The 25757-nt window shown below is 72.3% G+C and carries 26 protein-coding genes and 2 pseudogenes; 13 read left to right on the forward strand and 15 right to left on the reverse strand.

Going from position 1 to position 25757, the window contains the following annotated elements:
* Window positions 1-116: 116 nt before the first annotated feature.
* Window positions 117-1292, reverse strand: coding sequence for an FAD-dependent monooxygenase (locus KUM44_RS37455; protein WP_254390698.1), 1176 nt, complete (start codon window positions 1290-1292; stop codon window positions 117-119).
* A gap of 202 nt (window positions 1293-1494) precedes the next feature.
* On the opposite strand from KUM44_RS37455, the gene KUM44_RS37460 reads away from it, so the two are divergent.
* Window positions 1495-2079 carry a hypothetical protein gene (locus KUM44_RS37460; protein WP_217214232.1) on the forward strand — a complete coding sequence of 195 codons (585 nt, stop codon included), beginning with the start codon at window positions 1495-1497 and terminating at the stop codon, window positions 2077-2079.
* Between the two features lie 29 nt (window positions 2080-2108).
* Here KUM44_RS37460 and KUM44_RS37465 read toward each other — a convergent pair whose 3' ends face one another.
* Window positions 2109-3899, reverse strand: coding sequence for a helix-turn-helix domain-containing protein (locus KUM44_RS37465; RefSeq protein ID WP_217214233.1), 1791 nt, complete (start codon window positions 3897-3899; stop codon window positions 2109-2111).
* 161 nt (window positions 3900-4060) lie between these two features.
* Between KUM44_RS37465 and KUM44_RS37470 the strand changes: the two genes are divergently transcribed.
* The 5 genes from KUM44_RS37470 to KUM44_RS37490 all read left to right on the forward strand — a co-directional run bounded on the left by KUM44_RS37470 (window position 4061) and on the right by KUM44_RS37490 (window position 9221).
* Window positions 4061-5800, forward strand: coding sequence for an FAD-dependent monooxygenase (locus KUM44_RS37470; RefSeq protein ID WP_217214234.1), 1740 nt, complete (start codon window positions 4061-4063; stop codon window positions 5798-5800).
* Window positions 5801-5839: 39 nt separating this feature from the next.
* Window positions 5840-6703, forward strand: a complete 864-nt coding sequence (locus KUM44_RS37475) for an intradiol ring-cleavage dioxygenase (RefSeq protein WP_217214235.1) — start codon at window positions 5840-5842, stop codon at window positions 6701-6703.
* Entirely contained in the window at window positions 6700-7782 is a 1083-nt protein-coding gene (locus tag KUM44_RS37480; protein ID WP_217214236.1) for a maleylacetate reductase, read from the forward strand. Before KUM44_RS37475 ends, KUM44_RS37480 begins: the two co-directional genes overlap by 4 nt.
* A 53-nt stretch (window positions 7783-7835) precedes the next feature.
* On the forward strand, window positions 7836-8738 hold the full coding sequence (locus KUM44_RS37485) for a YceI family protein (protein ID WP_217214237.1): 903 nt from the start codon (window positions 7836-7838) through the stop codon (window positions 8736-8738).
* Window positions 8739-8837: 99 nt separating this feature from the next.
* Window positions 8838-9221, forward strand: a complete 384-nt coding sequence (locus KUM44_RS37490; protein WP_217214238.1) for a luciferase family protein — start codon at window positions 8838-8840, stop codon at window positions 9219-9221.
* A 79-nt stretch (window positions 9222-9300) separates the two neighbouring features.
* Here the strand turns inward: KUM44_RS37490 and KUM44_RS37495 are convergent, their stop codons facing one another.
* From KUM44_RS37495 to KUM44_RS37515, 5 genes and pseudogenes are all read right to left on the reverse strand, one after another.
* Window positions 9301-10254 (reverse strand): IS481 family transposase, encoded by a 954-nt coding sequence (locus KUM44_RS37495; protein ID WP_217214239.1) that lies wholly within the window; start codon window positions 10252-10254, stop codon window positions 9301-9303.
* Window positions 10255-10403: 149 nt separating this feature from the next.
* Window positions 10404-11297: a polyphosphate kinase 2 gene (gene ppk2 / locus KUM44_RS37500; RefSeq protein WP_217214240.1), complete on the reverse strand. Its 894-nt coding sequence runs from the start codon at window positions 11295-11297 to the stop codon at window positions 10404-10406.
* A 195-nt stretch (window positions 11298-11492) separates the two neighbouring features.
* On the reverse strand, window positions 11493-11972 hold the full coding sequence (locus tag KUM44_RS37505) for an SRPBCC domain-containing protein (RefSeq protein ID WP_217214241.1): 480 nt from the start codon (window positions 11970-11972) through the stop codon (window positions 11493-11495).
* 121 nt (window positions 11973-12093) lie between these two features.
* The gene (locus KUM44_RS37510; protein WP_217214242.1) at window positions 12094-13422 is read right to left on the reverse strand and encodes an enolase C-terminal domain-like protein; all 1329 of its coding nucleotides are present in this window, start codon (window positions 13420-13422) and stop codon (window positions 12094-12096) included.
* Window positions 13423-13484: 62 nt separating this feature from the next.
* Window positions 13485-13643, reverse strand: a pseudogene (locus KUM44_RS37515) (gluconate permease); the annotation flags it as partial.
* Between the two features lie 184 nt (window positions 13644-13827).
* Here KUM44_RS37515 and KUM44_RS37520 point away from each other — a divergent pair.
* The 3 genes and pseudogenes from KUM44_RS37520 to KUM44_RS37530 all read left to right on the forward strand — a co-directional run bounded on the left by KUM44_RS37520 (window position 13828) and on the right by KUM44_RS37530 (window position 15181).
* Window positions 13828-14267, forward strand: a pseudogene (locus KUM44_RS37520) (VOC family protein).
* A gap of 107 nt (window positions 14268-14374) precedes the next feature.
* Entirely contained in the window at window positions 14375-14680 is a 306-nt protein-coding gene (locus KUM44_RS37525; RefSeq protein ID WP_254390688.1) for a hypothetical protein, read from the forward strand.
* 45 nt (window positions 14681-14725) lie between these two features.
* Window positions 14726-15181 (forward strand): archease, encoded by a 456-nt coding sequence (locus KUM44_RS37530; protein WP_217214243.1) that lies wholly within the window; start codon window positions 14726-14728, stop codon window positions 15179-15181.
* Between the two features lie 27 nt (window positions 15182-15208).
* On the opposite strand, the gene KUM44_RS37535 is transcribed toward KUM44_RS37530, so the two are convergent.
* A complete protein-coding gene (locus KUM44_RS37535) occupies window positions 15209-16621 on the reverse strand; it encodes an RtcB family protein (protein WP_217214348.1) in 1413 nt (470 codons plus the stop codon).
* Window positions 16622-16697: 76 nt separating this feature from the next.
* On the opposite strand from KUM44_RS37535, the gene KUM44_RS37540 reads away from it, so the two are divergent.
* Window positions 16698-17822 (forward strand): CapA family protein, encoded by a 1125-nt coding sequence (locus tag KUM44_RS37540; protein ID WP_217214244.1) that lies wholly within the window; start codon window positions 16698-16700, stop codon window positions 17820-17822.
* 8 nt (window positions 17823-17830) lie between these two features.
* Here the strand turns inward: KUM44_RS37540 and KUM44_RS37545 are convergent, their stop codons facing one another.
* The 3 genes from KUM44_RS37545 to KUM44_RS37555 all read right to left on the reverse strand — a co-directional run bounded on the left by KUM44_RS37545 (window position 17831) and on the right by KUM44_RS37555 (window position 19404).
* The gene (locus tag KUM44_RS37545) at window positions 17831-18484 is read right to left on the reverse strand and encodes a phosphoribosyltransferase (protein WP_217214245.1); all 654 of its coding nucleotides are present in this window, start codon (window positions 18482-18484) and stop codon (window positions 17831-17833) included.
* A gap of 157 nt (window positions 18485-18641) precedes the next feature.
* Window positions 18642-18881 (reverse strand): hypothetical protein, encoded by a 240-nt coding sequence (locus KUM44_RS37550; protein ID WP_217214246.1) that lies wholly within the window; start codon window positions 18879-18881, stop codon window positions 18642-18644.
* Window positions 18882-18951: 70 nt separating this feature from the next.
* Window positions 18952-19404 (reverse strand): YbhB/YbcL family Raf kinase inhibitor-like protein, encoded by a 453-nt coding sequence (locus tag KUM44_RS37555; protein WP_217214247.1) that lies wholly within the window; start codon window positions 19402-19404, stop codon window positions 18952-18954.
* A gap of 149 nt (window positions 19405-19553) precedes the next feature.
* Between KUM44_RS37555 and KUM44_RS37560 the strand changes: the two genes are divergently transcribed.
* Both KUM44_RS37560 and KUM44_RS37565 read left to right on the forward strand, forming a co-directional pair.
* The gene (locus KUM44_RS37560) at window positions 19554-20207 is read left to right on the forward strand and encodes a phosphoribosyltransferase (protein ID WP_217214248.1); all 654 of its coding nucleotides are present in this window, start codon (window positions 19554-19556) and stop codon (window positions 20205-20207) included.
* 53 nt (window positions 20208-20260) lie between these two features.
* Entirely contained in the window at window positions 20261-20833 is a 573-nt protein-coding gene (locus tag KUM44_RS37565; RefSeq protein WP_217214249.1) for a GNAT family N-acetyltransferase, read from the forward strand.
* Window positions 20834-20862: 29 nt separating this feature from the next.
* Here the strand turns inward: KUM44_RS37565 and KUM44_RS37570 are convergent, their stop codons facing one another.
* From KUM44_RS37570 to KUM44_RS37580, 3 genes are read right to left on the reverse strand one after another with little or no spacing between them, the layout of a single operon-like run.
* Window positions 20863-21642 carry an SDR family NAD(P)-dependent oxidoreductase gene (locus KUM44_RS37570; protein WP_217214250.1) on the reverse strand — a complete coding sequence of 260 codons (780 nt, stop codon included), beginning with the start codon at window positions 21640-21642 and terminating at the stop codon, window positions 20863-20865.
* 20 nt (window positions 21643-21662) lie between these two features.
* Window positions 21663-23114, reverse strand: a complete 1452-nt coding sequence (locus tag KUM44_RS37575; RefSeq protein WP_217214251.1) for an FAD-dependent oxidoreductase — start codon at window positions 23112-23114, stop codon at window positions 21663-21665.
* 30 nt (window positions 23115-23144) lie between these two features.
* Window positions 23145-24365, reverse strand: a complete 1221-nt coding sequence (locus tag KUM44_RS37580) for a polysaccharide pyruvyl transferase family protein (protein ID WP_217214252.1) — start codon at window positions 24363-24365, stop codon at window positions 23145-23147.
* Between the two features lie 252 nt (window positions 24366-24617).
* Between KUM44_RS37580 and KUM44_RS37585 the strand changes: the two genes are divergently transcribed.
* Entirely contained in the window at window positions 24618-25181 is a 564-nt protein-coding gene (locus tag KUM44_RS37585) for a hemerythrin domain-containing protein (RefSeq protein WP_217214253.1), read from the forward strand.
* Between the two features lie 39 nt (window positions 25182-25220).
* Here the strand turns inward: KUM44_RS37585 and KUM44_RS37590 are convergent, their stop codons facing one another.
* Window positions 25221-25748 (reverse strand): hypothetical protein, encoded by a 528-nt coding sequence (locus KUM44_RS37590; RefSeq protein WP_217214349.1) that lies wholly within the window; start codon window positions 25746-25748, stop codon window positions 25221-25223.
* Window positions 25749-25757: the final 9 nt, after the last annotated feature.

A 25757-nucleotide genomic window follows, 5' to 3' on the forward strand; every position in this document is an offset into this window, starting at 1 on the left:
GCGAACCCGGTCGGGGTCCGGGTCGGTTCGACCTGTAGGAGGGGCCGACGCGCGCCAGGGTTGCGCCGGTTGGCCGCTCCATCGATTCAGGGGGCGACGCTCACGACGCCAGTCGCTCACCGCGCGGGCTGCCAGAGGTCGGTGTCCCACTCCAGCTGTCGTATGAGGTCGTCGTCGCCCGGCCGGTCCGCACTCGTGCCTCGGGGGCCGGGGCCGCCGGGGCCGGGGCCCGATGGGGTGTGGGTGCCTCGGGAGATGTTGCCGCTGACGGTGATGTTGTGTTCCACGCGGGGGCGGCGGAGCCTCTCGTAGAGGGCGAGCGCGGACTGCGTGTCCGGGGCGTCCCGCAGGGACTTGGCGAGAACGACGGCGTCCTCCAGGGCCATCGAGGCGCCCTGCCCGGTCGCCGGGGACGCCGCGTGGGCCGCGTCGCCGATGATCAGGGTCCGGCCGGAGCGCCAGGGCGTCCCGGTGGGCAGGTCGGTGGCGTTGGTGACCATGAGGTGGTCGGGCGTGGTGGCCGCGACGAGGTCCGCGGCCGGGGTGGCGTCCTTGCGCAGCAGCGGCAGCAGGAGGTCGCGCCAGCGGGTCGGGGTGCCTTCGGCGAGGGCATCGGCGGCCAGGGGTGCGTCGGTGACGCGCGCGAACCAGTACGTCTCCCCGTCGGGCGACACCGCGTACCCGAAGGCGACGGAGCTGCCGCGCACCATGGTGATGGTCTCGGGCCGGCCGGCTTGGGGCGCTTCGCCGGTGTAGCCGTAGAAGACGTGCTGCCCGGCATAAGTCGGGGGCGTGTCCGGGGAGATGAGGCGGCGGACGGTGGAGTTCAGGCCGTCGGCGCCGATGAGCAGGTCCCCGGTGGCCCTGCTGCCGTCGGCGAAGTGGGCGGTGACGGTGTCCGGGCCGTCCTCGACGGAGACGAGGCGTCTGCCGTGGTGGATGCCGATGCCGCGGCGGGTGACCTCGGTCTGGAGGGCGGCGTTGAGATCTCCGCGCCGCAGGCATCGGTACCGCAGGTGCGGGGTACCCGCCTCGCCGAGCGGCACCTGGGCGCGTTCGGCCCCGGTGTCGTCCAGGACCCGCATGGAGGTCAGGGGGAAGCCGATCGCCGTGACCGCGTGCGAGGCGTCCGTCTGTGCCAGGGCGCGCATGCCGTTGCTCGCGAGCGTGAGGAACGCGCCGATGTCCTCGGCGGAGTCGGGGTGCGCCTCGTACACGGTGACGTCGAAGCCGGCCTTGTGCAGCGCGAGAGCCGCTCCGGCACCGGCGATCCCGCCGCCCATGACGATCATCCGCGTCACATCGTCCCCCGATATGTGTGCGGCCCCGTGAGCAGTGGCCGTCCTTCGGGGAACGTCCCGGGTTCTGTGCGGGTTCCCGACCGGGCCGCCGGTCGTTGTACACCCCGGACCGAGGAACTCCGGAACGGTGCAACCATTCCGCCGACCCGAATGTCTTGCCTAATATCAGACACACACCCTTCTAGGGGATGAAATGGGACGAAACTCAACCGCATGGGCGACGACAGCCGCGCTCATGGTCGCCACGTTGGGCGTGGCGGCGGTCCCGGCCGAGGCCACCGCGACCACCACCACCCAGGCGACGGCCTGCCCCACCGGCTGGGGCAGCGTCGCCAAGACCCGCTCCGCCGCCACGACGGAGTCGGTGACCGACATCAGGACCGGTCGGCACGCCTGCTTCGACCGCATGGTCGTCGACGTCCCCGGCGCGGGCACCAGCGGTCTCGGCTATTCCGTCAGGTACGTCAGCCGTCTCTACCAGGACGGTTCGGGCAACCGCATCACCGTCGGCGGCGGAGCCGTCCTCGAGGTACGGGTGGCCGCCCCCGCCTACGACGTCGACACCGGCAAGCCCACGTATCCCGTGCGGGCCGGTCAGCGGCTGAAGGGCGTGGACCTCACGGGATACCGCACCTTCCGGGACGCGCGGTTCGCCGGCAGCTTCGAAGGGGACACGCAGATCGGGCTCGGTGTCCGGGCACGGCTGCCGTTCCGGGTGTGGGTGGCGGCCGACCGGGTCGTGATCGACGTGGCGCACAACTGGACCGGGGCACGCTGAGGCCCGGGCCGACCGGGAAACCGGAGCGATCAGGGCCTGGGGGTGACCAGCGCGTCCCGCCCCTGATACTCCCGCAGCTTCCGGTAGAGGGTCGCCCGGGCGATCCCCAACGCCGCCGCGGCGCGCGCCTTGTTGCCGCCGTGGCGGCGCAGCGCCTCCAGGATGGCGGCCCGCTCGGCGAGCTCCATCGGGCTGAGGTTGCGTCCCGCGGGCCCTTCGCGGACGGGATCCGGCAGTTCGTCGCGCCGCACCGGCCCGCAGACCCGGCGCCGGCTCGCCAACGCCCGTACGAGATGGGCGAGTTCGGCGACGTTTCCGGGCCAGGGATGCTGCTCCAGTGCGCGCAGGGCGTCCAGCGTCCAGGTCAGCGGCGGAGTGCCGGGGGCCGGACCGGGCGCCAGGGCGGGCAGCAACTCCCTGATGTCCTCGGGGCGTTCCCGTAGCGCGGGCAGGGTCACCTTGCGGGCGCCGAGGGTGTCGAGGAGGCGCTGGAGGCAGGGGCCCGGGGAGGTGCCGGGTGTGTAGGTGACGATCAGGTGGGCGTCGGGACGTTCGTCGAGGAGGGAGTTGAGGGCGGCGACGTCCGGCTGTGCCAGCCGCTCGGCGTGGCGCAGCAGCAGGGGTCGGTTGCCGGCCCTCCCCCAGCCCTCGGCCGGGGGGACCCTCATCTCACCCCGCTCGTCGTCCCTGAGGCCGAGTTCGGGTGATGCGGCGGCGTCCACGACCAACGGGGCCGTGCCGTCGAGCAGTTCGAGGGCGAGCGTGGTCTTGCCCGTGCCCCGCTCGCCCACGATGAGCAGGGGCCCCGAAGTCCGGGCCAGCGCCGTCGCCTGCACGACCGCGTGCCGCCACGGCACCGAGGCTCCCACCAGCGCGCTCACCGGACGCGGCACCGCAGGCGCCGGCTCCACGGGACGCGGTTCGAGCACGGCGACCAGGCCCATGGCGCGCCCCTCATGCCGTACCGGAGTGATCTCGACGGTGCACCCGGTCTCCTCGGGAAGCGAGATGTCGTACGGCTCACCGCTCCCGTTGCCGGTGCCGCTCCCCCTCCTCCAGGCCCGCGCGCTCCGCTCCAGCGCCTCCAGCACCTGCGGGGAGGCGAGGGCGGCCGCGGCCTCGCTGATCAGGCGGTTGCGGCCGTCCAGCGCGACGACGGCTCGGTCGCGGCCCCGCGCGGCCCGTTCGTAGGCGTCGAGCAGGGCCCGTTCCGCGGTACGCGCGCGTGCCCGCAGTTCCGCCTCCACGGCCGCGGCGGCCGCTTCGGCGAGGGCGGCGCCGGGGTGCGGGCGGCAGCCGGGGCACAGGCCGCAGGCGATCGTGACCGTGCCGAGCGCCTGGCCCGTTTCCAGGGAGAGCAGGGGCACGCTGACCGCGGAGACGTCCTGCCACACGTCGAGGAAGTGCTCGGGTCCGTGCACCTCGGCCCGGCGCCGGGTGCGCAGGGCGAGCGCGGCGCTGTTGTGGCCGACCTCCCGCTCGGACAGGTCGCGGCAGGCGTCGTCGCCGGGCGCGCTGCCGGCCGACCACAGCACCCTCAGCCGTTCGTCGGTGAGCAGGAGGGCCGACCGTCCGGCGTCGAGGGCCGGGGCGATCCGCGTGAGCACGGGCCGCGCCGCCTCCAGCAGGGGCGAGTCGACCGGGTGCGGCAACTCCCGTACAGGGCCGTCGAGATCGGGCCGTACGCCGAAGAACCGGGCGCGCCGCCAGGCGGCGACGACGTCGTCCGGTACGCCGTCCGGGAGCGGGCGTCCCGTCAGAAACCGTTCACGGGCATGGCGGAGCGGGGCGAGGGCAGGAGGATGTTCGGCGGTGCTCATGGCGCTCCTCACCGTATCGGGGGCGTCGCGCGCGGGGCGAAGCGGGCTGTCTCGTATTGAGACACCCACGACCGACCGCATCGCTCCATGATCTTGAAAGGCCGGGGTCCGTACGCGTATCCCGCCTCGTCCCCGTGTCTCATCTCCTGGAGCGTTCTGTCGTGCACACCGTTGTCGAGACCGACGTCCTGATCGTGGGCAGCGGCCCGGCGGGCGCGTCGGCCGCGCTCGCCCTGAGCACCTACGGCGTGCGCAACATGGTCGTCACCCGGTACGCGAGCCTCGCCGACACGCCCCGCGCGCACATCACCAACCAGCGGACCATGGAGGTGCTGCGCGATCTCGGCGTCGAGGACCAGGTCATCGCCACGGCGACGCCCCAGCACCTGATGGGCAACACGACCTTCTGCACCAGCCTGGCCGGCGAGGAGCTGGGCCGGGTGCGCTCCTGGGGCAACGATCCGCTCGTGCAGGCCGCGCACGATCTGGCCAGCCCGACCCGCATGTGCGACATGCCGCAGCACCTGATGGAGCCGGTGCTGGTGAACGCGGCGATCGCCCGCGGCACCGACTTCCGGTTCAGCACGGTCTACAAGTCCTTCGTCCAGGACGAGGGCGGTGTCACGGTCACCGTCGAGGACCGGCTGCGCGGCGACGAGTACACCATCCGCGCCAGGTACCTGATCGGCGCCGACGGCGGCCGCTCCAAGGTCGCCGAGGACGCCGGGCTGCCGATGGGCGGCCAGATGGGCGTCGCGGGCAGCATCAACATCGTCTTCGACGCGGATCTGTCGAAGTACACCGCGCACCGGCCCTCCACCCTCTACTGGGTCCTCGCGCCCGGCGCCACGGTCGGCGGCATCGGCGCGGGCCTGGTGCGCTGTGTGCGGCCCTGGAACGAGTGGCTGATCGTGTGGGGCTACGACGTGAGCGCGGGAGCCCCCGACCTCACCGAGGAGTACGCGCTGTCCGTCGTACGGCAGCTGGTCGGCGACGACGAGATCCCGGTGACCATCAAGTCGTCCTCGGCCTGGACGGTCAACGAGATGTACGCCGAGACCTACGCCAACGGCCGTGTCTTCTGCGCCGGTGACGCCGTGCACCGCCATCCGCCGTCCAACGGGCTCGGCTCCAACACCTCCATCCAGGACTCCTACAACCTGGCGTGGAAGCTGAAGCTCGTCCTGGACGGCGTCGCCTCGCCCGGCCTCCTCGACACGTACACCGTGGAGCGCGCGCCGGTCGGCAGGCAGATAGTGACCCGCGCCAACAAGTCCATCGCCGAGACCGCCCCGATCTTCGAGGCCCTCGACGGACTCTCACCGCAGACGCCCGAGCAACTGTGGGCCAACATCGCCGCCCGCAAGGACGCCACGGAGGCGGCCGCCAAGCAGCGGGCCGCACTGCGCGAGGCGATCGCCTTCAAGGTGTACGAGTTCAACGCGCACGGCGTCGACCTCAACCAGCGCTACGCCTCCGCCGCGGTCGTCCCCGACGGCACCCCCGACCCCGGCTTCGCCCGCGACCCCGAGCTGCACCACCAGCCCACCTCCCGCCCCGGCGCCAAGCTCCCGCACGCCTGGATCACCTCCGGGACCCGGACTTTGTCCACCCTCGACACCGTCGGCAAGGGCCGCTTCACACTGCTCACCGGCATCGGCGGCGAGGCGTGGGTGCGGGCCGCCAAGGCCCAGCCCCTGGACATCGCCATGGTCGTCGTCGGGCCCGGCCAGGAGTACGAGGACCCCTACGGCGACTGGGCGCGGCTCAGTGAGATCTCCGATGCCGGCGCCCTCCTCGTACGCCCCGACGGCTATGTGGCGTTCCGGCACGCCGACGCGGCCGAGGACGCCGAACGGTCGCTCACGGACGCGCTGCGGCGGATTCTCGGGCACGGTTGAGATGGGCGCCCCACACCAGGAGCCGGGGAAGGAGCCGACATGACCGGCGACACGCCAGAGACGGTCACCGACGAGGTCGTCGCCAGTCTGCTGGGCACGGCGGATCCGCGGCTGCGGGAGCTGCTGACCGGGCTCGTCCGGCATCTGCACGCCTTCGCGCGGGAGTCCCGGCTGACGCAGGAGGAGTGGGAGCGGGCGATCGGGTTCCTGACGGCGACCGGGCAGATGTGCACGGACACCCGGCAGGAGTTCATCCTGCTGTCGGACGTCCTCGGTCTGTCGATGCTCGTCGAGACGATCAACGACCGGCACGGCCCCGGCACCACCGAGTCCACGGTCCTGGGCCCCTTCCACATGACCGAGTCGCCGGTGCGCGAGCTCGGCGCGGACATCGACCTGGTGGGCGGCGGCGAGCCGTGCGTGGTGAGCGGGCGGGTGCGGTCCCGGGACGGCACCCCGCTGCCGGGCGCGGTCGTCGACGTGTGGCAGGCCGACGGCAACGGCTTCTACGACGTGCAGCGGCCGGACGTACAGCCCGCGGGCAACGGACGCGGCCTGTTCACCGCGGACGGCGAGGGGTGGTTCTGGTTCCGTACCTGTGTGCCGAGCCCGTACCCCATCCCGACGGACGGGCCGGTCGGCGGGCTGCTGCGGGCCACCGGACGGCACCCCTACCGGCCCGCGCACATCCACTTCATCGCCTCGGCCCCCGAGCACACCCCGGTGACCACGCACATCTTCGTCGCGGGCAGTGACTACCTGGACTCGGACGCGGTGTTCGCGGTGAAGCCGGGCCTCGTCAACGACTTCGCCCCGGTCGACGACCCGTCGGCGGCACGGGAGTTCGGCGTGGCGAACCCGTTCCGGCACGCCCGCTTCGACCTCGTGCTGGAGCCGTCATGACGGACGCCCTCGACTTCTCCTACGAGACCCGGCCCGTGCGGGTGGTCTTCCGGGCCGGCGCCGCGGTGTCCGCGACGCCGGGCGAGGTGGAGCGGCTGGGGCTGCGGCGGGTGCTGGTGGTGTGCGGGGAGCGGGGCGCGGAGACCGCGCGGGCGGTCGCGGACGCGCTCGGCCCGGTCTGCGCCGGCGTGCACGACCGGGCCCGGATGCACGTCCCCGTCGAGGTCGCCGACGTGGCCGTCCAGGCGGCCCGCGCGGCGGGCGCCGACGGGTGCGTGGCGGTCGGCGGCGGCTCGTCGATCGGGCTCGGCAAGGCCGTCGCCCTGCGCACCGGACTGCCGCTGATCGCGGTGCCCTCCACCTACTCCGGCTCGGAGATGACACCCGTCTGGGGCCTGACGGAGCACGGCGCCAAGCGCACCGGCCGCGACCCCAAGGTGCTCCCCCGCAGCGTCGTCTACGACCCCGAGCTCACCCTCTCCCTGCCCGTACCGCTCTCCGTGACCAGCGGCGTCAACGCGCTCGCGCACGCCGTCGAGGCCCTGTACGCCCCCGACAGCTCGCCCCTGGTGGCGCTGATGGCCGAGGAGGGCGTACGGGCGATGGCGCGGGCGCTCCCGGCGGTCGCCGAGGAGCCGACGTCGCTCGATGCCCGCGGTCGCGCGCTGTACGGGGCCTGGCTGTGCGGGTCCTGTCTGGGCGCCACCACGATGGGCCTGCACCACAAGCTCTGCCATGTCCTGGGCGGCACCTTCGGGCTGCCGCACGCCGAGACGCACACCGTGGTGCTGCCGTACGCCCTGGCCCACAACGCGCCCGCCGCTGCGGACGCGGTCGCCGCCGTGGCCCGCGCCCTGGACACCGGCGACGCTCCGACGGCCCTGTGGGACCTGGCCGGACGCCTCGGCGCGCCCCGCTCGCTCGCCGAACTCGGCCTCGCGGAAGCCGACTTGGCGACGGCCGCCGCGCAGACCGCGGGCCAGGCGTACGCCAACCCGCGCCCGGTCACGGCCGACGGCGTGCTCGCCCTGCTGCGGGCGGCGTACGAGGGCGTACCGCCGGCCACCGCCCTGCCGTAGACCCCTTCCCCTCCCCCCACTCACATTCCCCACCCCGAAGAAAGGTGATGGTCATGCCCCTCGGACTGCTCAGGAGTCGACGCTCCCGGGGGGTGCCCGTCGCTGGATTCCCCGTGCCGTCCGGTGCCGGCGGCCTGGCCCGCGAGGTCGTGGACCCGGTGGGACTGCCGATGCGGGGCGCCGAGGTGACGGTGACGGCGATGGACTCGCACGAGGTCGTGGTGCGGGGCACCACGGATCCGTACGGGCTGTTCTGCGCCGCACTTCCGCCCGGCCGCTATGGCCTGCGGGTCACGGCCGAGGGCCTGACCCCCCATCAGGAGACCGTGGACGTCGTCGGCGGCACGACGCCCCCCACGGCGCGGGTCCAGCTGGTGTCGGGACGCCAGCTGGATCTGCCGACGCCGGGGACCTGGCTGTTCGACCCGCCGCACACGGCGATCCGGTTCATCGCGAAACATGTCGGCATGGCCCATGTGCACGGCCGCTTCGAGCGCTTCACGGGAGGCATACGCGTCGAACAGGACATGGCCGCCTCCCGGGTGTCGGTGCGCATCGAGGCCGCGAGCATCACCACCGGCAACAACACCCGGGACAACCACCTGCGTTCGGGCGACTTCCTGGACGTCGAGCGCTACCCGTACATCGACTTCACCAGCACGCGTTTCGCCTACCGGGGCGGAACCAAGTGGACGCTCCACGGCTCCCTGACCATGCACGGGATCAGCCGCTCCGTCGAGCTGGACACCACCTACCTGGGCTCGGTCAACGGCGGCTACGGCGAGGAGCTGCGGTGCGCGGCGCTGGCCAAGGCGGAGCTGCACCGGGAGGACTTCACCCTGAACTGGCGCAGCATGCTGGCGCGCGGCATCGCGGTGGTCGGACCCACGGTCCAGCTGGAGCTGGACGTACAGGCGATGTACCGCACGCACGACACCCCCACGCCTCCGGACTAGGGAACGTGGGTGGCTGTGGTGGCTGAGAGGTACCTCACGCCCCGGTTACGAATCGCTCAACCTCTGGTTGCGAAGCGATGATCGGGTGACTATGGGGACATGACACTGGCCCAGCGCGCCATGGAACAACTGCAAGTCTGGCCCGACCTCAGTGCGGGCCCGACCAGTTGCGGCGCAGGGCGGGCACTGCGCTCCGCCCACAGCGAGATCGTGCACTTCCACTCGGACCGGGATGTGGACCTGCACCTGACGGCGGGGGCCATACGACGGTTCCACGACGATCTCCAGGAGTCGACGGCGATACGGCTGGTCCCCGGTTCGGACTGGGTGACCGTGCATCTCGACTGCGACACGGACGTCGATCTGCTGATGAGCCTGGTCAGCGCCGCTCTCAAGGCCCATCAGAACCGCCCCTCCCCTGCCGGGCGCACGGCAGGGGACGAGTGCAACTTCCGCCGCGTCACGGTGTTGCCGCGCGGCTAGGGCGTGTTGCGAAAGTCCCGTCGTCCGCCCGAAGGGCGTGCCAGACGCCGCCCGGCAGGCGAGACTTTCGCAACACGCCCTAGGTGTGCTGACCGGACAGGTTGGTGACGCGGCTGGCGGGAGTGTGGCCGCTGATTCCGGTGTGGGGTCGGTGGTGGTTGTACCAGTCCAGCCAGTCGGGAAACGCGGCTTGGCGTTCGGCGTCTGAGGTGTAGGGCTGGTGGTAGGCCCATTCGTCGAGCAGGGTGCGGTGGAAGCGTTCGACCTTGCCGTTGGTCTGTGGCCGCCAGGGGCGGGTCCAGCGGGGGCTGATGCCCAGCTGGTGGCAGGTGTCGCGCCAGGTGTTCTTGGTGTAGGCCCAGGCGTTGTCGGTCAGGACGCGTTCGACGGTGACGTGGTGTGCGGCGAACCAGGCGGTGGCGCGGGTGAGGAAGCCTGCGCAGGTCGCAGCGGTCTCGTCGGGCAGGTCTTCGGTGTAGGCCAGGCGGGAATGGTCGTCCAGGGCGGTGTGCAGGTAGGCGTAGCCGGTGCCGGTCCGGTTGCGTCGGCCTTCGGCGCGTCCTTGGGTGCGGTGGCCGCCGCCGTCGGGGATGCGGCCGAGTTTCTTGACGTCGATGTGGATCAGTTCGCCTGGCCGGGAGCGTTCGTAGCGGCGGACTGGCTCGCCGGTGGCCCGGTCCAGCGCGGCCAGGGCGGGCATGCCGTGGCGCTTGAGGATGCGGTGGGCGGTGGACGCGGCGATCCGGGTGCGGGCGGCCAGCCGGAGTGGTCCGATGCGGTGCTTGCGCCGTATCCGCACCACTTCTGCTTCAACCGTGGCGGGTGTCTGCCGGGGTGAGTGGTGGGGGCGGCTGGAGCGGTCGTGCATGCCCTCGGCGCCGTGGTGGCGGTAGCGGCCGGCCCATCGGGCGGCGGTGGTGTGACTGACCTGGAAGCGTTCCGCGGCCCGCCGCACAGTCCAGCCGTCGTCGACGACACACCGGGCCAGTCGCAGCCTGCCGGTCGGAGTCAGCGGGGCATTACGGTGGGACAACGAGGGCCTCCTGGGCGCCGGTTGTAGATGTCGCAATCCACACCGAACCCAGAGGCCCTCACCCCTTTCAAGGACCGCTCAAGGCGTGTCGCCTGTCACCAACGTGCCGGGACAACACACCTAGGCCCTGGCACGAGTCCCGGCGGCGGTCAGCGCTCCGGTTCGGAGTCGTCCTCCCCCGCCTCCAGCAGGCCCGCGGCCGCGCCGACGATCCGGGGGTCGGGGACGCCGACGACCCCCTCATCCTTGTCGGAGTAGTCGAAGCGGGCCAGCACGCTGCGCATGGCCTCGACGCGGGCCCGCTTCTTGTCGTTGCTCTTCACCACCGTCCAGGGCGCGTGCTCGGTGTCCGTCTCGCGGAACATGGCGACCTTGGCGGCGGTGTAGTCCTCCCAGCGGTCCAGCGAGGCCAGGTCCATGGGGCTGAGCTTCCACTGCCGTACGGGGTCGACCTGGCGGATGGTGAAGCGGGTGCGCTGCTCGCCCTGGGACACCGAGAACCAGAACTTGATCAGGTCGACCCCGTCGTCCACCAGCATCCGTTCGAAGGCCGGGGCCTGCCGCATGAAGCGCCGGTACTCGTCGTCGGTGCAGAAGCCCATCACGCGCTCCACGCCGGCCCGGTTGTACCAGGACCGGTCGAACAGCACGATCTCGCCCGCGGTCGGCAGATGCTCGACGTACCGCTGGAAGTACCACTGCCCGCGCTCACGCTCGGTCGGCTTCTCCAGCGCCACGACGCGGGCGCCGCGCGGGTTGAGGTGCTCGGTGAAGCGCTTGATCGTGCCGCCCTTGCCGGCCGCGTCCCGCCCCTCGAAGACGACGACGAGACGGCGGCCGGTCTCCTTGATCCAGCTCTGGAGCTTCAGCAGTTCGATCTGCTGGAGCCGCTTGTGCCACTCGTACTCCGGGCGCTCCATGCGCTGCTCGTACGGGTAGTTCTCCCGCCAGGTGTCCACGGGGCTGCCGTCCGGCCGGATCAGTACGGGGTCGTCCTGGTCTGTGTAGTCGACGCGCAGCCCTGACAGCAGTTCGGTGTCCATACATCCGCATGGAAGCGAGCGCTTTCATACGCCCGGCGAACCCCAGGCAAAGATCACGTAATGCACGGCGTCAGCGGTAGGTGATGTCGGACACGCGGTAGCGGCAGTAGGTGCCGTCGGGACCGCTGCCGGTCCCGTGCCACGACGCGTGCCGTGCGGCGGCGACCGGGTCGCCGGACGCCCGGAGGTTGCCGATCAGTTGTCCCGAGGTCGCCGTGGCGCGGCCTCGACCAGCCGGGCGAGGTTGGCCAGCGCCATCCGGGTGCCCGTCTCGTTGTCCGCGGCGGGCACGACGTCGGGGATCCCCTCGTGCACGACCAGCACGTCCGTGCCGCCGTCGGCTTCGGTGAGGGTGGTGGTCATCGTCATCGTCCCCCGCAGGGCGGGGTCGTCGCTCTCGAACTCGACCTCCTCGACGACCAGTTCGTCGGGCACGAGCTTCACGAAGCGACCGTGGTAGGTGTCGGTGTGCGCGGCCGACTTCCCCGTGCCGGTCGGCTCGTCATAGGTGAGCGAGACCCGGAAGGCCCCGCCCTCCCGGCTCTCGAACACGTGCACCTGCCCGGTCATACCGTCCGGCACCCGCCACTTCTCCACGGCGTCCGCGTCCAGCAGCGCCCGGTAGACGGCCGCGCGCGAGGCGTTCACATGCCAGGAGACCCGTGTCGAGTACATGGCCTCACGATAGAGGCGGGGTGGGAACGGCGGCCGGACGAGGGGACGCCGGCCGCCACCGTGTCACGGACGGCATCCCGCGAAGGCCGGCCATACCCGCGTCACTGCCGCGGCAGTCGGCTCAGCGCACGAGACACGGCCGCTTCGCGTCGAAGGTCCAGCCGTCGATCAGGTACCGCATGCCGACGGCGTCGTCGCGGCCCGACAGTGCCTTCTCCCGGTACAGCTCGTGCGCGGCGAGGAGCCGGTCGCGGTCCAGGCGGACTCCCAGGCCGGGTGCGTCCGGTACGGCGACCTCGCCGCCGCTGATCCTCGGGGGCTGTGCGGTGAGCCGTTCGCGTCCCTCCTGCCAGATCCAGTGCGTGTCCAGGGCGTTGTACTCACCGGGGGCGGCCGCGCCGCAGTGGGCCATCATCGCCAGGGAGATGTCGAAGTGGTTGTTGGAGTGGCAGCCCCAGGTCAGGCCCATGGTGTTGCACAGCTGGGCGACGCGCACCGAGCCCTGCATGGTCCAGAAGTGCGGGTCGGCCAGCGGGATGGACACGGACCGCAGGGCGAGGGCGTGGGTCAGCTGGCGCCAGTCGGTGGCGATCATGTTGGTGGCCGTGGGCAGTCCGGTGGCCCGGCGGAACTCCGCGAGGATCTCCCGGCCCGAGTAGCCGCCCTCCGCCCCGCAGGGGTCCTCGGCATAGGCGAGGGTGCCGACGAGGGGGCGGCAGAGTTCGACGGCCTCGCGCAGGGACCAGGCGCCGTTGGGGTCGAGGGTGATCCGCGCCTCCGGGAAACGGTTCTTGAGCGCCTGTACGGCCTTGACCTCCTCCGCGCCCGGCAGGACTCCGCCCTTGAGCTTGAAGTCACGGAACCCGTAGTGGTCGTAGGCGGCCTCGGCCTGGCGGACGATCGCCTCGGGGGTCAGGGCCTCCTCGTGCCGGACGCGGTACCAGTCGACGGCGGCGTCGGGGTCGCGGACGTAGTCCAGGTCAGTGCGCTCCGGGTCGCCGACGTAGAAGAGGTAGCCGAGGACCCGTACGGAGTCGCGCTGCTTGCCGTCTCCGAGGAGCGCGGCGACCGGGACGTCGAGGTGCTGGCCGAGCAGGTCGAGAAGCGCCGACTCGACGGCGGTGACGGCGTGCACCGTCGTCCGCAGGTCGAAGGTCTGGGCGCCGCGACCGCCCGGGTCACGGTCGGCGAAGCTCGCCTCGATCGCACGCAGGACACGCTTGTGGTCGCCGAGCCGCGCGCCGACGACCAGTGACTCGGCGTCGCGCAGGGTCTGCGTGATCTTCTCCCCGCCGGGGGCCTCGCCGAGGCCCGTACGGCCCTCGGAGTCCTCCAGGACGACGACGTTGCGGGTGAAGTAGGGGGCGTGGGCCCCGGAGAGGTTGAGGAGCATCGAGTCGCGGCCGGCGACCGGGTACACGGAGAAGCGGGTGACGACAGGTTGGCTCATGGCAGGCGGGGGCCGTTCTCGTGAGGGGGTCGGATGCTGAGGGCGTCGAGGATCTGTTCCAGGACCAGTACGCCACCGGCGATGAACAGGCCGCAGAACAGGCCGTAGAACAGGCCGAGTCCGACGGACGCGTGGAAGGTGGCGGCCACCGCGGTGGGGCCGGGGTACGGCGGCAGGAAGCTGTGCGTGGTGGACAGGGCGATCGACATGGGCAGCGCGAGCGGCATATGTCAGTTCTCCCTTGAACGCCGGCCGCCTATGTTCACCTTATTGAACCCTGTCCTCACATGGAGACACCGTCTACATATGAGGACGGAGATTATGCTCATGGGTGGTCGAGGTCAATGGGTCAGCGTCGCCGGATGCACCGGTGCGCCTTCCCCGCCGCGCTCCTGGGCTCGGGATATGGCGATTCAGCGCATGAACCACGTCAGCGTCGTCGTCGACGACATCGAGGCGGCTGTCGCGTTCTTCGTCGAGCTCGGTATGGAGGTGGAGGGCCGGGCGCCCGTCGAGGGACACGGGGTGGACCGTGTCTGCGGGCTCGACGACGTCCGTGTCGACATCGCGATGATGCGGACCCCGGACGGGCACGGCGGGCTCGCGCTGACGAAGTTCCACGCACCGAAGGTGATCAACGCCGTGCCGGAGAACGCGCCGGCCACACGCTCGGCCTGCGGAGCGTCATGCTCGCCGTCGACCACATCGAGGACACCGTGGGCCGCCTGCGCGCCCACGGCGCCGAACTCGTCGGCGCGCTGGAACAGTACAGGGACACCGACCGGCTCTGCTACGTCCGCGGCCCCGCCGGCATCATCGTCGCGCCGGCCGAGCAGATCGGCTGAAGGCGACTCCCTCGGCCTCCTCCGACCTCCTTCGTCCACCTTCGGACCCGGCGGTACGCCCTGCCCGCTCGCGGGTACCCGTATGCGTGTAGCACCCTCCTGGGGAGATGACTCGGATGCTGTTCCTCGGACTACTCCTCCTCGCGGCCAGCGGCGTCTTCACCGGTCTGGTCATCGCCGACAACCTCTCCGGCGGCCCCGAGTACTCCGTCTCGGTGCTCGGCCAGGACCTCGCCACCATGAACACGCTGGCCGTCTTCTGCTCGGGCCTCGCCCTGGCGCTCGTCTTCTGCCTGGGTCTGGTCCTGGCGAGGAGCGGTGCCGCACACCACCGCCACGGCAGGCCGCGGCGGCACGGGACCCGGCGCGTCGCCCCCTTCCGCGGGACCGCGGATCCGGACGCGCGGGCCTGACCCGGACCAACAGCCCGTACGGCACGAGCGGATCAGGTGATGCCGATGGTCGGTGACCCGGACGACGACATCCAGACCCGGCGCAGCGGCGGAAGCGGCCACCGGGCGGTGCCGCACACGGCCGATGTGCGGATCGAGGCGTGGGGCGCGAGCCGGGAGCGCTGCCTGGTGGAGGCCGCGCTCGGCATGGTGGAGTGCTTCGCCGACGTCACGGCGGTCCGGCCCACCTCGATGGAGCGGGTACGGCTCGCCGAGAACAGCGACGAGGAACTGCTGACCGCCCTCCTCGACGAGGTCGTCTTCCGTCTCGACGTGGACGGCCGCGTGCCCGTCGACCTGGAGGCCGACACCACCGACGGCGACCTCGACGTACGGCTCGCGCTCGCGGAGCTGGGGGACGTGGAGGTCACCGGAGCCACGCCGAAGGGCGTCTCATGGCACGGGCTGCACATCGGGCCGGACTCGTACGGGTGGTCGTGTGCGGTGACCGTGGACGTGTGAGGTGACGGTGGGCCCACGGCCCGCCGCTCAGCCCTTCACCACCCCCAACGGCACCAGCCGTGCCACCGTCCGGCACAGTCCCGCGCCCTCGCTCGCGGCCACGACCTCGCTCACGTCCTTGTACGCCTCCGGCGTCTCCTCCGACAGGCCGCGCAGCGAACGCGGACGGACCGCGATGCCCGCCGACTCCAGCCGGGCCCGCACTTCCCGGCCGCCCACCGCACGGGCGGCCCGGTGACGGCTGAGGACGCGGCCCGCGCCATGGCAGGTGGAGAAGAAGGCGTCGCCGCCCGCCACTCCGACCAGGACGTACGAGGCGGTGCCCATCGTCCCGGGGATCAGCACCGGCTGGCCGACGTGGCGCAGATCGTCGGGCAGGTCCGGATGGCCGGGCGGGAAGGCACGGGTCGCGCCCTTGCGGTGGACGCAGAGCGTGCGGCGTGCTCCGGCGACCGGGTGGGGCTCGATCTTGGCGAGGTTGTGGGAGACGTCGTACACCAGGGACAGCCGGGCTCCCGCGGCACGCCGGAAGACGATGCGGGTCGCGTCGGACAGCAACTGACGGTTGGCGCGGCCGTAGTTGGCCGCGGCCGCCATCGCGCCGAGGTACCGCTGCCCCTCGGGTGAGCCGACGGGCGTGCAGGCCAGTTGGCGGTCGGGGACCTTGATGCCGTAGCGGGCCATCGCGCGGTCCATCAGCCGTACGTGATCGGTGCAGATCTGGTGGCCGAGGCCGCGCGACCCGCAGTGGATCATCACGCACACCTGGCCGACGGCGATCCCGAACGCGGCGGCGGCCGGCGCGTCGTACACCTCGTCGACGCGCTGCACCTCCAGGAAGTGGTTGGCCGACCCGAGGCTCCCGACCTGACCGAGCCCGCGTTCCCGCGCCCGCGCGCTCACCTGGTCCACGTCGGCGTCGGCGACCGCCCCGCCGTCCTCGCAGCGCGTCAGGTCGCGCTCCTCGCCGTGGCCCTCCCCCACCGCGTACCGGGAGCCGCCCCGCAGGATCCGCTCCAGCTGTCCGGGGCCGGTCAGATGCCACACCCCGCCGGGGCCGGCGCCGCGCGGGATCGCCCGGTCGAGGCCGTCCATCACGGCGGGCAGCGCCGAAGCGAGCCCGTTGCCGTCGATGTCGGCGGCGAGCAGACGTACACCGCAGGAGATGTCGAAGCCGACGCCGCCCGGCGAGACGACCCCGCCGTCGGCCACGTCGGTAGCGGCGACGCCGCCGATGGGAAAGCCGTAGCCCCAGTGGATGTCGGGCATGGCGTACGAGGCGCCGACGATGCCCGGCAGCGTGGCCACGTTGACCACCTGCTCCAGCGACTTCTCGGCGTCACTCAGCAGCTTCCGTGACGCGAACACCACGCCGGGCACCCGCATCGGGCCATGCGGGTCGATCCGGAAGCGGTGGGATGCTTCCTGGACCAGTTCCATGACGGCCTCCCACACCTCGGCGAGCACGCTCGGACGCCCGGCGTCGCAGGTGCGGGGTACCCCGTACGGTGGAGTCATGAACGGCGGCACGGTCACGCTGTTCGTCTGCGGCGACGTGATGCTCGGACGCGGCGTCGACCAGATCCTGGCCCGGCCCGGGGACCCGGTGCTGCGGGAGGGGTATGTCACGGACGCCCGGTCCTACGTCGGCATGGCGGAGGCGGTGAGCGGCCCGATCCCGGCGCCCGTCGACCCGTCCTGGCCCTGGGGCGAGGCGTTGCCGTTGCTGGAGTCGGTCGGCCCGGACGTGCGGATCGTCAATCTGGAGACGTCCATCACGCGCAGCGACACGTTCGAGCCCGGCAAGGCGGTCCACTACCGCATGCATCCGGCCAATCTGCCCGCCCTCAGGGTGGCCCGGCCCGATGTCTGCGTTCTGGCCAACAACCATGTGCTGGACTTCGGTGTCGCGGGCCTGGAGGAGACGCTGGACGTGCTGCACGGAGCGGGCCTGCGGACGGCGGGCGCGGGGCGCGGCGCCGAGGAGGCGTACGCCCCCGTGGCACTCCCGCTCCCCCACGGCGGCCGCGTGCTCGTCCTCGCCCTCGGCGCAGGCACCAGCGGCGTCCCCGCGAGCTGGGCGGCGACGGCGGACCTGCCCGGCGTCGCCTACGTGCCCGAGCTGACGCCCGCCACGGCCGCCGCCGCGGTCCGGCACATACGGCAGGTGAAGCGGGCCGGCGACCTCGTGGTCGTGTCCGTGCACTGGGGTTCCAACTGGGGCTACCTCGTCCCCCGCGACCAGCGCCGCTTCGCGCACGCGCTGGTGGACGGCGGCGCCGACGTCGTCCACGGCCACTCCTCGCACCACCCGCGCCCCGTCGAGGTCTACCGGGACCGGCTGATCCTGCACGGCTGCGGCGACTTCATCGACGACTACGAGGGCATCCCCGGCTACGAGCAGTACCGCGACGACCTCCGCATCGCCTACTTCGTGACGCTGGCGGCGGACACGGGCGAACTCAGCGGCCTACGCATGGTCCCCCTGCTCGCCCGCCGTATGCGCCTGGAGCCCGCCCCGCCCGAGGACCGCACCTGGCTGCACACGACCCTCGACCGTATCAGCCACGGCGCCCGTCTCACCCTGGACACGGACGGCACGCTCGCCCTGCGCAGGCCCGCCTCCCGCGCCGCCCCTTGAAACAGCCCTCAGGGCGCCCCTTCCTCACCCCGCAGCGCCTCCAGCACATCGGCGTCCGTCAGCTGGCCGAAGTCCTCGTACCACTCCCCCACCGCGCTGAACAGCCTCGGCCGGTGCAGACAGACGAACTCGTCGACCATCCGCCGCAGTTCCTCGGCCACGTCCGGTGCGCAGACGGGTACGGCCAGGACCAGACGCTCGGGATCCTGGTTGCGTACGGCGCGCAGGGCGACGCGTGCGGTCGAGCCGGTGGCGACGCCGTCGTCGACGACGATGGCCGTACGGTCGCGCAGCCGCGGAGCCGGCCGGCCCTGCCGATAGCGCTCCTCACGCCGCCGCAGCTCCTTGCGCTCCCGTTCCACCACCGGCGCCAGGTCGGCCTCGCTCAGCCCCAGCCGGTACAGCGTCTGTTCGTCGAACAGCGGAGGATCGTCACCCGCGAGCGCCCCCACCCCGAACTCCTCGTGGAACGGCGCCCCGATCTTGCGTACGACGAGCACGTCCAGCGGGGCCTCCAACGCCCGCGCGATCTCCTGGGCCACCGCGACGCCGCCCCGGGGCAGCGCGAGGACCACGGGATGCGCAAGGATGCCCTTCTCCTGCCGGACGCGCAGCTGCTCCGCCAGCTCCCGCCCGGCCTCCTTGCGGTCACGGAACTGCATGGGTCTCCCCTTCCGTCCGTCGCCGCGTACCCCACCCACCGGCACCGGACACACCACGGTGCTGGTGCGGCGGCCGATGCCATACGGGTCTGGACCGCTCGGACGGGACTGTCTCAGGGTTCCGGACGAAAGCGCCTCCGGGTGCTCCCGCGCGCGTTCACTCGTCCGGCGTATCGGGCGGCTCCGGGGCGCTCCAGTCGTACGGTCCGCCGCCGCGCCACTCGATCAGTTCGGGGTCGTCGACGGCCCGGTCCTTGCCGGGCAGGCCCGCGCGGTGCACCAGGTCCATCACGTCGAACAGGTTGTACGCGGTGCCGGTCGGCTCGCCGCGGATCGTCACCTGACGCCCGCCGTCCGACGCCGGCGGCAGCACCACCACGGGGGGACGCGTGCTCATGACACCACCATGCGCTCTGCGCGGCCGGAACGCAGCCCGGCGCACCGGGCGGACGGGCCCGGACCGTCGCTCAGCGCTGGTAGAGGCCGACGAGGGTTCCGCTGGCCAGCTGCTGCTCGTCGAGCACCCTGTGGGCTTCGACGGCCGTGGGCGCCTCCGGGATGGAGACCGGGCCGGGGAGGGCGTACAGGCGGAAGAAGTACCGGTGTGCGTCGTCGCCGACCGGGGGCAGCGGGCCGCCCCACCCCGGCTCCCCGAAGCCGTTGGTGTGCGGGTGGCTGCCCGGGGTGGTCCGGCCTGCGGGCAGCCCCTCCGCATGCGGGTCGATGCCGGTGACCAGCCAGTGGACGAACGTCCCCGACGGGGCGTCCGGGTCCTCGCACAGCAGGGCCAGCTCCACCGCCTCGTCAGGCACTCCGGACCAGTCCAGGGGCGGTGAGAGGTTCTCGCCCTCCCAGGCGTGCCGACGCGGGATCATCTCGTGGTCGTGGAACGCGGAGCTCTTGAGTTCGATGTCGGTCATGCGCGCCGCAGTACCCACCCGGAGGCGGGCCACACGCGACGCCGGGCCGGCCTGTGGGAACCCACTTCGCAGTCGCTGCCGTGACCCGTTTCACCGTCCGCCCGCCGGGAACTCGGCGCCTGCGCCGATCTTCGAGGGAGGAGCGCGCCGTGGCATTCCGCGACCGTACGCACGCCGGGCAGGAGCTCGCCCTGCGGCTGGCCGAGTGGGCCGACTCCGGTGACCTGCTCGATCTGCTCGTGCTGGCTCTGCCACCCGGCGGGGTGCCCGTCGCCGCTGAGGTGGCCCGCGCGCTGCGCGCCCCGCTGGACGTGCTGGTGGCGAGCGAGATCACCACACCGATCCGCCCGGAGACGACGATCGGGGCGATCGTCGCCGACGATCCGCCGCTGTACGACCGGCAGAGCCTGGCCATGATGCATCTGTCCGAGGACCGGCTCGGCGACGTCGTCGCCCGCGAACGGGGCGAGCTGCACCGCCGCGAGCGCGTCTACCGCGGCCACCGCCCGCTCCCGTCCATTCAAGCCCGCACGGTCGTCCTCGTCGACGACGGCCTGACCACCGGCCTCACCGCCGCGGCGGCGCTCCGCTTCCTGCACCGCCACGGCCCGACCCGCCTGATCCTCGCCGTCCCCGTCGGCAGCCCCCGGACGACGACAGCCCTGCGCCCCGAGTGCGACGACCTCATCTGCCTCGAACAGCCCCAGTCCCTCCACACGGTCGGCGAGTGGTACGAGGACTTCAGCCGTGTCCCCGAGACCCGGGCCGCCGAGACGCTCCGGGCATTCCACGCCACGGCCTGATCCGCGACGGCCGGAGCATGCCCCGTACGCCGCGCCCGTGACATCGTGGTGCCATGGACATAGACGTTCGCCCGGCTTCGGTCTTCGAGGACGTTCGTGCGGTGGTCGGCCCGAAGTCACCCACGGCGAGCGTGTGTTGGTGTCTGAGCTATCGGATCCCGTCGAAGGTGAACAGGGAGCTCCGGGGGCCGGCCCGCGGTGCGTACGTGGCCGAACTCTGCCGTGCCGATCCCCCTCCGGGAGTGATCGCCTACGACGGTGAGGAACCGGTCGGCTGGGCCGCCGTGGCACCGCGTTCGGCCACGTCCTTCGCGCGCAACCGCAAGATCCCCCACGTCGACGACCTGCCGGTGTGGTCGCTGTGGTGCATCCGCGTCCGCCCGGGCCATCGCAAGCAGGGCATCACGCACGCCCTCATCGCCGGGGCGGTCGACTTCGCCCGCGACCGGGGCGCTCCGGCGATCGAGGCGTACCCCCTGGACAACGGTGACGCCCGGGTCGACCTGACGATGGCCTACGCCGGGATCCGCAAGAACTTCGAACGGGCCGGCTTCGTCCACGCCGCCGACACGACCTCCGTGCTGGCCGGTCACCCCCGGATCCTGATGCGGCTCGATCTGCGCTGACGGATCGGACGGAGGGCTGTCTGCCGGGCTCAGTGCACCGAGAAGCCGCCGTCCACGAAGATCGACTGCCCGGTGACGTAGGCGGAGGCCCGGCTCGCGAGGAACACCGCCGCGCCGGCGAAGTCCTCGGCCAGTCCGTTGCGCCCGATCATCGTGCGGGCGGCGAGCGCCGCCACCTTCTCGGGGTCGGACGACAGACGGGTGTTGAGGGGCGTCATGACGAAGCCCGGCACGAGGGTGTTGCAGGTGACGCCGTACGGCGACCAGGCCTCGGCCTGGGAGCGGGCCAGCGACTCCAGCGCGCCCTTGGAGACGCCGTAGGCGCCGCTCTGGACGAACGCCCGGTGGGCCTGCTGGGAGGTGATGTGGATGATCCGCCCGAAGCCCCGTTCGGCCATGCCGGGCCCGAAGCGCTGCCCCAGCAGATGCGGTGCCTCCAGGTTGACGGCCATCGTGGTGTCCCAGACGTCCTCGCCCAGCTCGCCGATCGGCGGTCGCAGGTTGATCCCGGCGCAGTTGACGAGGATGTCGGGCTCACCGAACGCCTTGACCGCACCCTCGGCCGCCGCCCGCACCCCGTCGCGCGTGCCGAGGTCCGCGCCGACCCACGCCGCCCGGGCGCCCTGGGCCTCCAACTCCCCCACCGTCGCGGCCAGTTCCGCCTCCCTGCGGGCCACGACCACGACGCTCGCGCCCGCGCGGGCGAGGGCCCCCGTGATGGCGCGGCCGATGCCGGAACTTCCACCGGTCACCATGGCGACCCGGCCTTCCAGCGAGAACAGTTCGGAGAGATATGCCTGCGACGTCATGTCCGCACCCTAAGTGGCCGTCAGGGCCGCTGCGGCACAGGGTCCCTGGGCTCCAGGCGCAGGTGGGCGCCCTGCCGGACCAGTGCGCGTTGGACGAGGTGGTAGGGGACCTCGCGGGGGCTGCGGCCGAGGCGTACGGACAGCGCGGCACAGACTCCCGCCGCCTGGCCCGTCGCCATCGAGATGGGCATGACGCGGTAGGACGAGTGCGCGACGTGCGAGCCGGAGATGCAGCGTCCGGCGACGAGCAGCCGGTCGGTGTCCTGGGGCAGCAGACAGCGCAGGGGGATGTCGTAGAAGTGCCCGCGCGGGACGCGTTTGAGGATGGTGCCGCTGCCCCGGGGGTTGTGGATGTCGACCGGGTAGGCGCCGTGCGCGACGGCGTCGGGGAAGGAACGCGCCGCGAGGATGTCATGGCCGGTGAGGTGGTAGTCGCCGAGGATGCGGCGGGTCTCCCGGACGCCGATCTGGACGCCGCTCTGTGCCACGTACGACGACTTGAATCCCGGCACGCGGCGGCGCAGGAACCGGTCGATCTGGTCCATCTGGCGGCGCGCGACGTACTCGGCGCGGCTCAGGTCCCACACGTCGGTGCCGAGCGCGCGCGTGACCCGGGTGCTGTTGACGCTGACCTCGCGGGGGTGCGGGGTGCTGAAGAGCAGGATGTCCTCGCGGGGCAGACGCAGTTCACCCGCCTCGGTGGCCTCCCGCACCAGGTCCCACAGTCCGTGGACGCCCCGCCACTGGTCGGGGTGCTCGCTGACGTACTCGGTGAAGCGCGGCTGGAGGAAGTCGACGACCCGGAACATCAGCGTCATCGGCTGCACCAGCCCGTCCTCCGGCCGTCCGATCTCGTACGGCGCCCCCGTGGCCGCGGCGATGTCGCCGTCCCCGGTGCCGTCGACGACGACTGCGGCGTCGATCACCACGGGCCCCGACTTGGTCTCGAAGACCACCCGCCAGCCGTCGTCGAGGGGCAGCGCGGCCGAGGCGCAGGAGTGGAACAGCATGCGCACGCCCGCCTCGTCGAGCAGGTCGAGGAGGACCAGCTTGTAGAGTTCCGGGTCGAACGGGACCGTGTAGCCGGTGGCGGGGGACGGCGGGACGCAGCCGCCGCGTGCGGTGAGCCGGTCCAGCAGGAGCCACAGGAATCCGGCCACGACCGGTTCGCCCTCGCCGTGGTCGGTGGGCAGCAGCCGGCCGTCTGTCCCACTCGAATCGAACACGGCCTGTTTCTGCTCGTTGTGGAACGACATCAGCGGCATCACCAGCGCCACGGTGGCATTGCCGCCGAGGAAGCCGTAGCGCTCCACCAGCACGACGTCGGCGCCGGCGTCGGCCGCCGCGTACGCCGCCGCGGTGCCGGCCGGCCCGCCGCCGACGACCAGGACGTCCGTCCGGCCCCCGTGGCGGGCGGCGCGCGGAGGCAGGGTCACGGTCGTGGCGGGGCGAGGTGGTTCCAGGATCGGCATCGCTTCTCCCGTCGACTGGGTCCGGATGCCTCAGGTCGGCCGTCCGGGAGCCCGGGTGAGGATCAGGTTCGGGTCCGCCGCGCTCGGCGCGTCGCGCCGTGCCCCGCCGTCGACGGTGTCGAGGAGGGCTCCGCAGCGGCCGCAGGTCTCCCGCGCCAGGGCCCGCAGCGCCTGGACCCGGCTGTTCAGGTTCTCCTGCCGCCGCGGGAACTCGTCCCAGAGCCGGTCCACCTCCGCGAGCAGGAGTCCGGCCTGCTCCCGGTCCACGCCGACCAGCTCGGGCGCGCCGGTGCGGCGGGCGAAGTCGAAGACCTTGCCTGAGTACGGCAGCGGCAGCACGGGCAGACCGGCGAGCGCGGCGAAGATCACGACGTGCAGGCGCATGCCGACGACCATGTCCAGATGGCTCATGAAGCCGAGGATCTCGCCGGGAGAGTAGGAGTTGTGCAGGATGCGGCCCAGGTCCGGGGCGCTCATCCGGGACAGCACGCCGTGCGCGTGCCGGACGTCCTGGCGTTCCATCGGCACGAAGACCACCTGTGCGTCCAGGCGCCGCGCGAGGAAGTCGGCGACCTCGGCGAGCAGGGCGTGGTAGCCGTCCTCGTCGAGTTTCTCCGCCGCCCGGCCGGGCTCGCGTACGGACATCCCGATGAGCCGGGCGTCCAGCGGGAGGCCTTCGTGGCGCATCATCTGCTCGGTGAAGGGCTCGGGGGTGAGCAGCAGCGCCGGGTCGGCTGTGACGGTCAGCTCGCCCTCGACGCCGACCTCCTCCAGGACGAGCCGGGACTCCTCGTCGCGTACGACGACCTCGGTCATCTCCGGCAGCACGGTGCGTACGGCCTCGCGGTCGTCCGGATCGCGCAGCGGCCCCGCGCCGACGGCGTAGGCGAAGGTGGGCACGCCGCGCTCGTGTGCCGCCTTCACCAGCCGCAGATAGCGGCGCGCCTCACCGTCGTAGAGGATTCCGCCGCCGCCCAGCACCAGCAGGTCCAGTCCGGCGAGGGCGTCGAGGAGGGGTTTTTGCGGGACGCCCTCCCAGTCGACCGCCTCGTCGGCCTCCGGCTGGTGGGCGCGGGTGTGGCCGGCGTTGCGGCCGAAGACGACGAGCCGGGCGCGCGGGCGGTGGGCGCGCAGACAGCTCAGCACACACTTCAGAATCGCCTCGTCGCCGATGTTGCAGCCGCCGTAGGAGCCGAGCAGGCCGATCCGCAGCTCCGACGGGACGGGCGACGGGGGCGGGTTGATCGTCATCCGGAACTCCCGTTCGCAGGAGACGGGCGGGCCCGCAGGGGGACTCTTGGGACGGCAGTACGCCGTCGTGGCGTCGGGACGGCACGCCCCGGGTTGCCCGGGCCTTTCGGCGGAAACCTCACCTCGGACCAGTATGGGCGCTCGCGCGCCGCCCGTCCTTTCCACCGCCCCCGTGTGAGCCCTTCGCGGGCGGGCACTCGGGGGCCGCGGCGGGTCCGTCCGGGCCGCCGCCCCGTTATGGAGGTGGAGACCATGGGTCATGGTGGGAACGTCATCGACGAACTGGTGACCGATCACCGCGAGGTGGAGGAGATGTTCGGCCGGATCGAGGCGCTTCCGTACGGCGACAAGGATCGCAAGCTGGTCGCCGACCAGGTCACGATGGAGCTGGTGCGGCACTCGGTGGCCGAGGAGATGTACCTGTACCCGGCCGTGCGGGAACATGTGGCGGGCGGGGACGCCGTCGCCGACCGGGAGATCGAGGATCACTCCAAGGCCGAGCAGATCATGAAGGACCTGGAGGGGTGCGACGCCGGGGATGCCGAGTTCGACCGGCTGATCGGGATGCTGATGACGGAAGTCCGCTCGCACATCGCCGACGAGGAGCAGAACCTCTTCCCCAATCTGCGCGCGGCCTGCCCTCCGGAGGCGCTCGACGCCCTGGGTGACAAGGTGCGTCAGGCGAAGAAGCTGGCGCCGACCCGCCCGCACCCGTCCGCCCCGGACAAGCCGCCGGCCAACAAGCTGCTGGCTCCGGGCGCCGGCCTCGTCGACCGTCTGCGGGACACGCTGACCGGACGCGGCAAGAAGGACTGACCCTCGCGTACATCCCCGGGGCCCGGCGCCGGGCAGGGCTCAGGCGATGAGCGCCCGGCCCGGGTCGAGGCGCTCGTGCAGTGCGGGGCGGTGCAGGCCGGCCACGGGGGCGAGGAGGTCCGGGTGGCGCAGGAGGGCCGCTGCCTGGCGGTCCCGGGCGTCGGGAGACACCAGGCGGCGGAACTGCACCGGCACGCCGGTCGCATGCCCGCCGTCGGCGACCGCGGCGACCGCCAGCCCGGCCAGCTCGTCGTCGGTGAGCAGACAGGCCGCCCAGCTGGCCACGACCTCGTCCACCCAGGTGCGCCAGGCGAAGTCGTCCCTCTCGTCATGGGCGGTCGCGTCCGCGCCGGTGATCCAGTCCAGCGCGGCCGAGCCACCGGGTCCGGCCATCCCGACCAGTGCGGCGTCCGTCGGCGTCGGGTAGCGCAGCCACGCCGCGACCGTGACGGCCTGCCGGGCCTGCACCTCGCCCAGCGCGGCGGCGAGGGCGCCGCCGCACGCCGGGTAGGAACGCGTCAGCCATTGGGTGGTCGCCGCGATGAGTGGGGAGAGATCTGCGAGCACTGCGGGGCC

The organism is Streptomyces sp. AC550_RSS872 (assembly GCF_019049285.1).
Classification (GTDB): domain Bacteria; phylum Actinomycetota; class Actinomycetes; order Streptomycetales; family Streptomycetaceae; genus Streptomyces.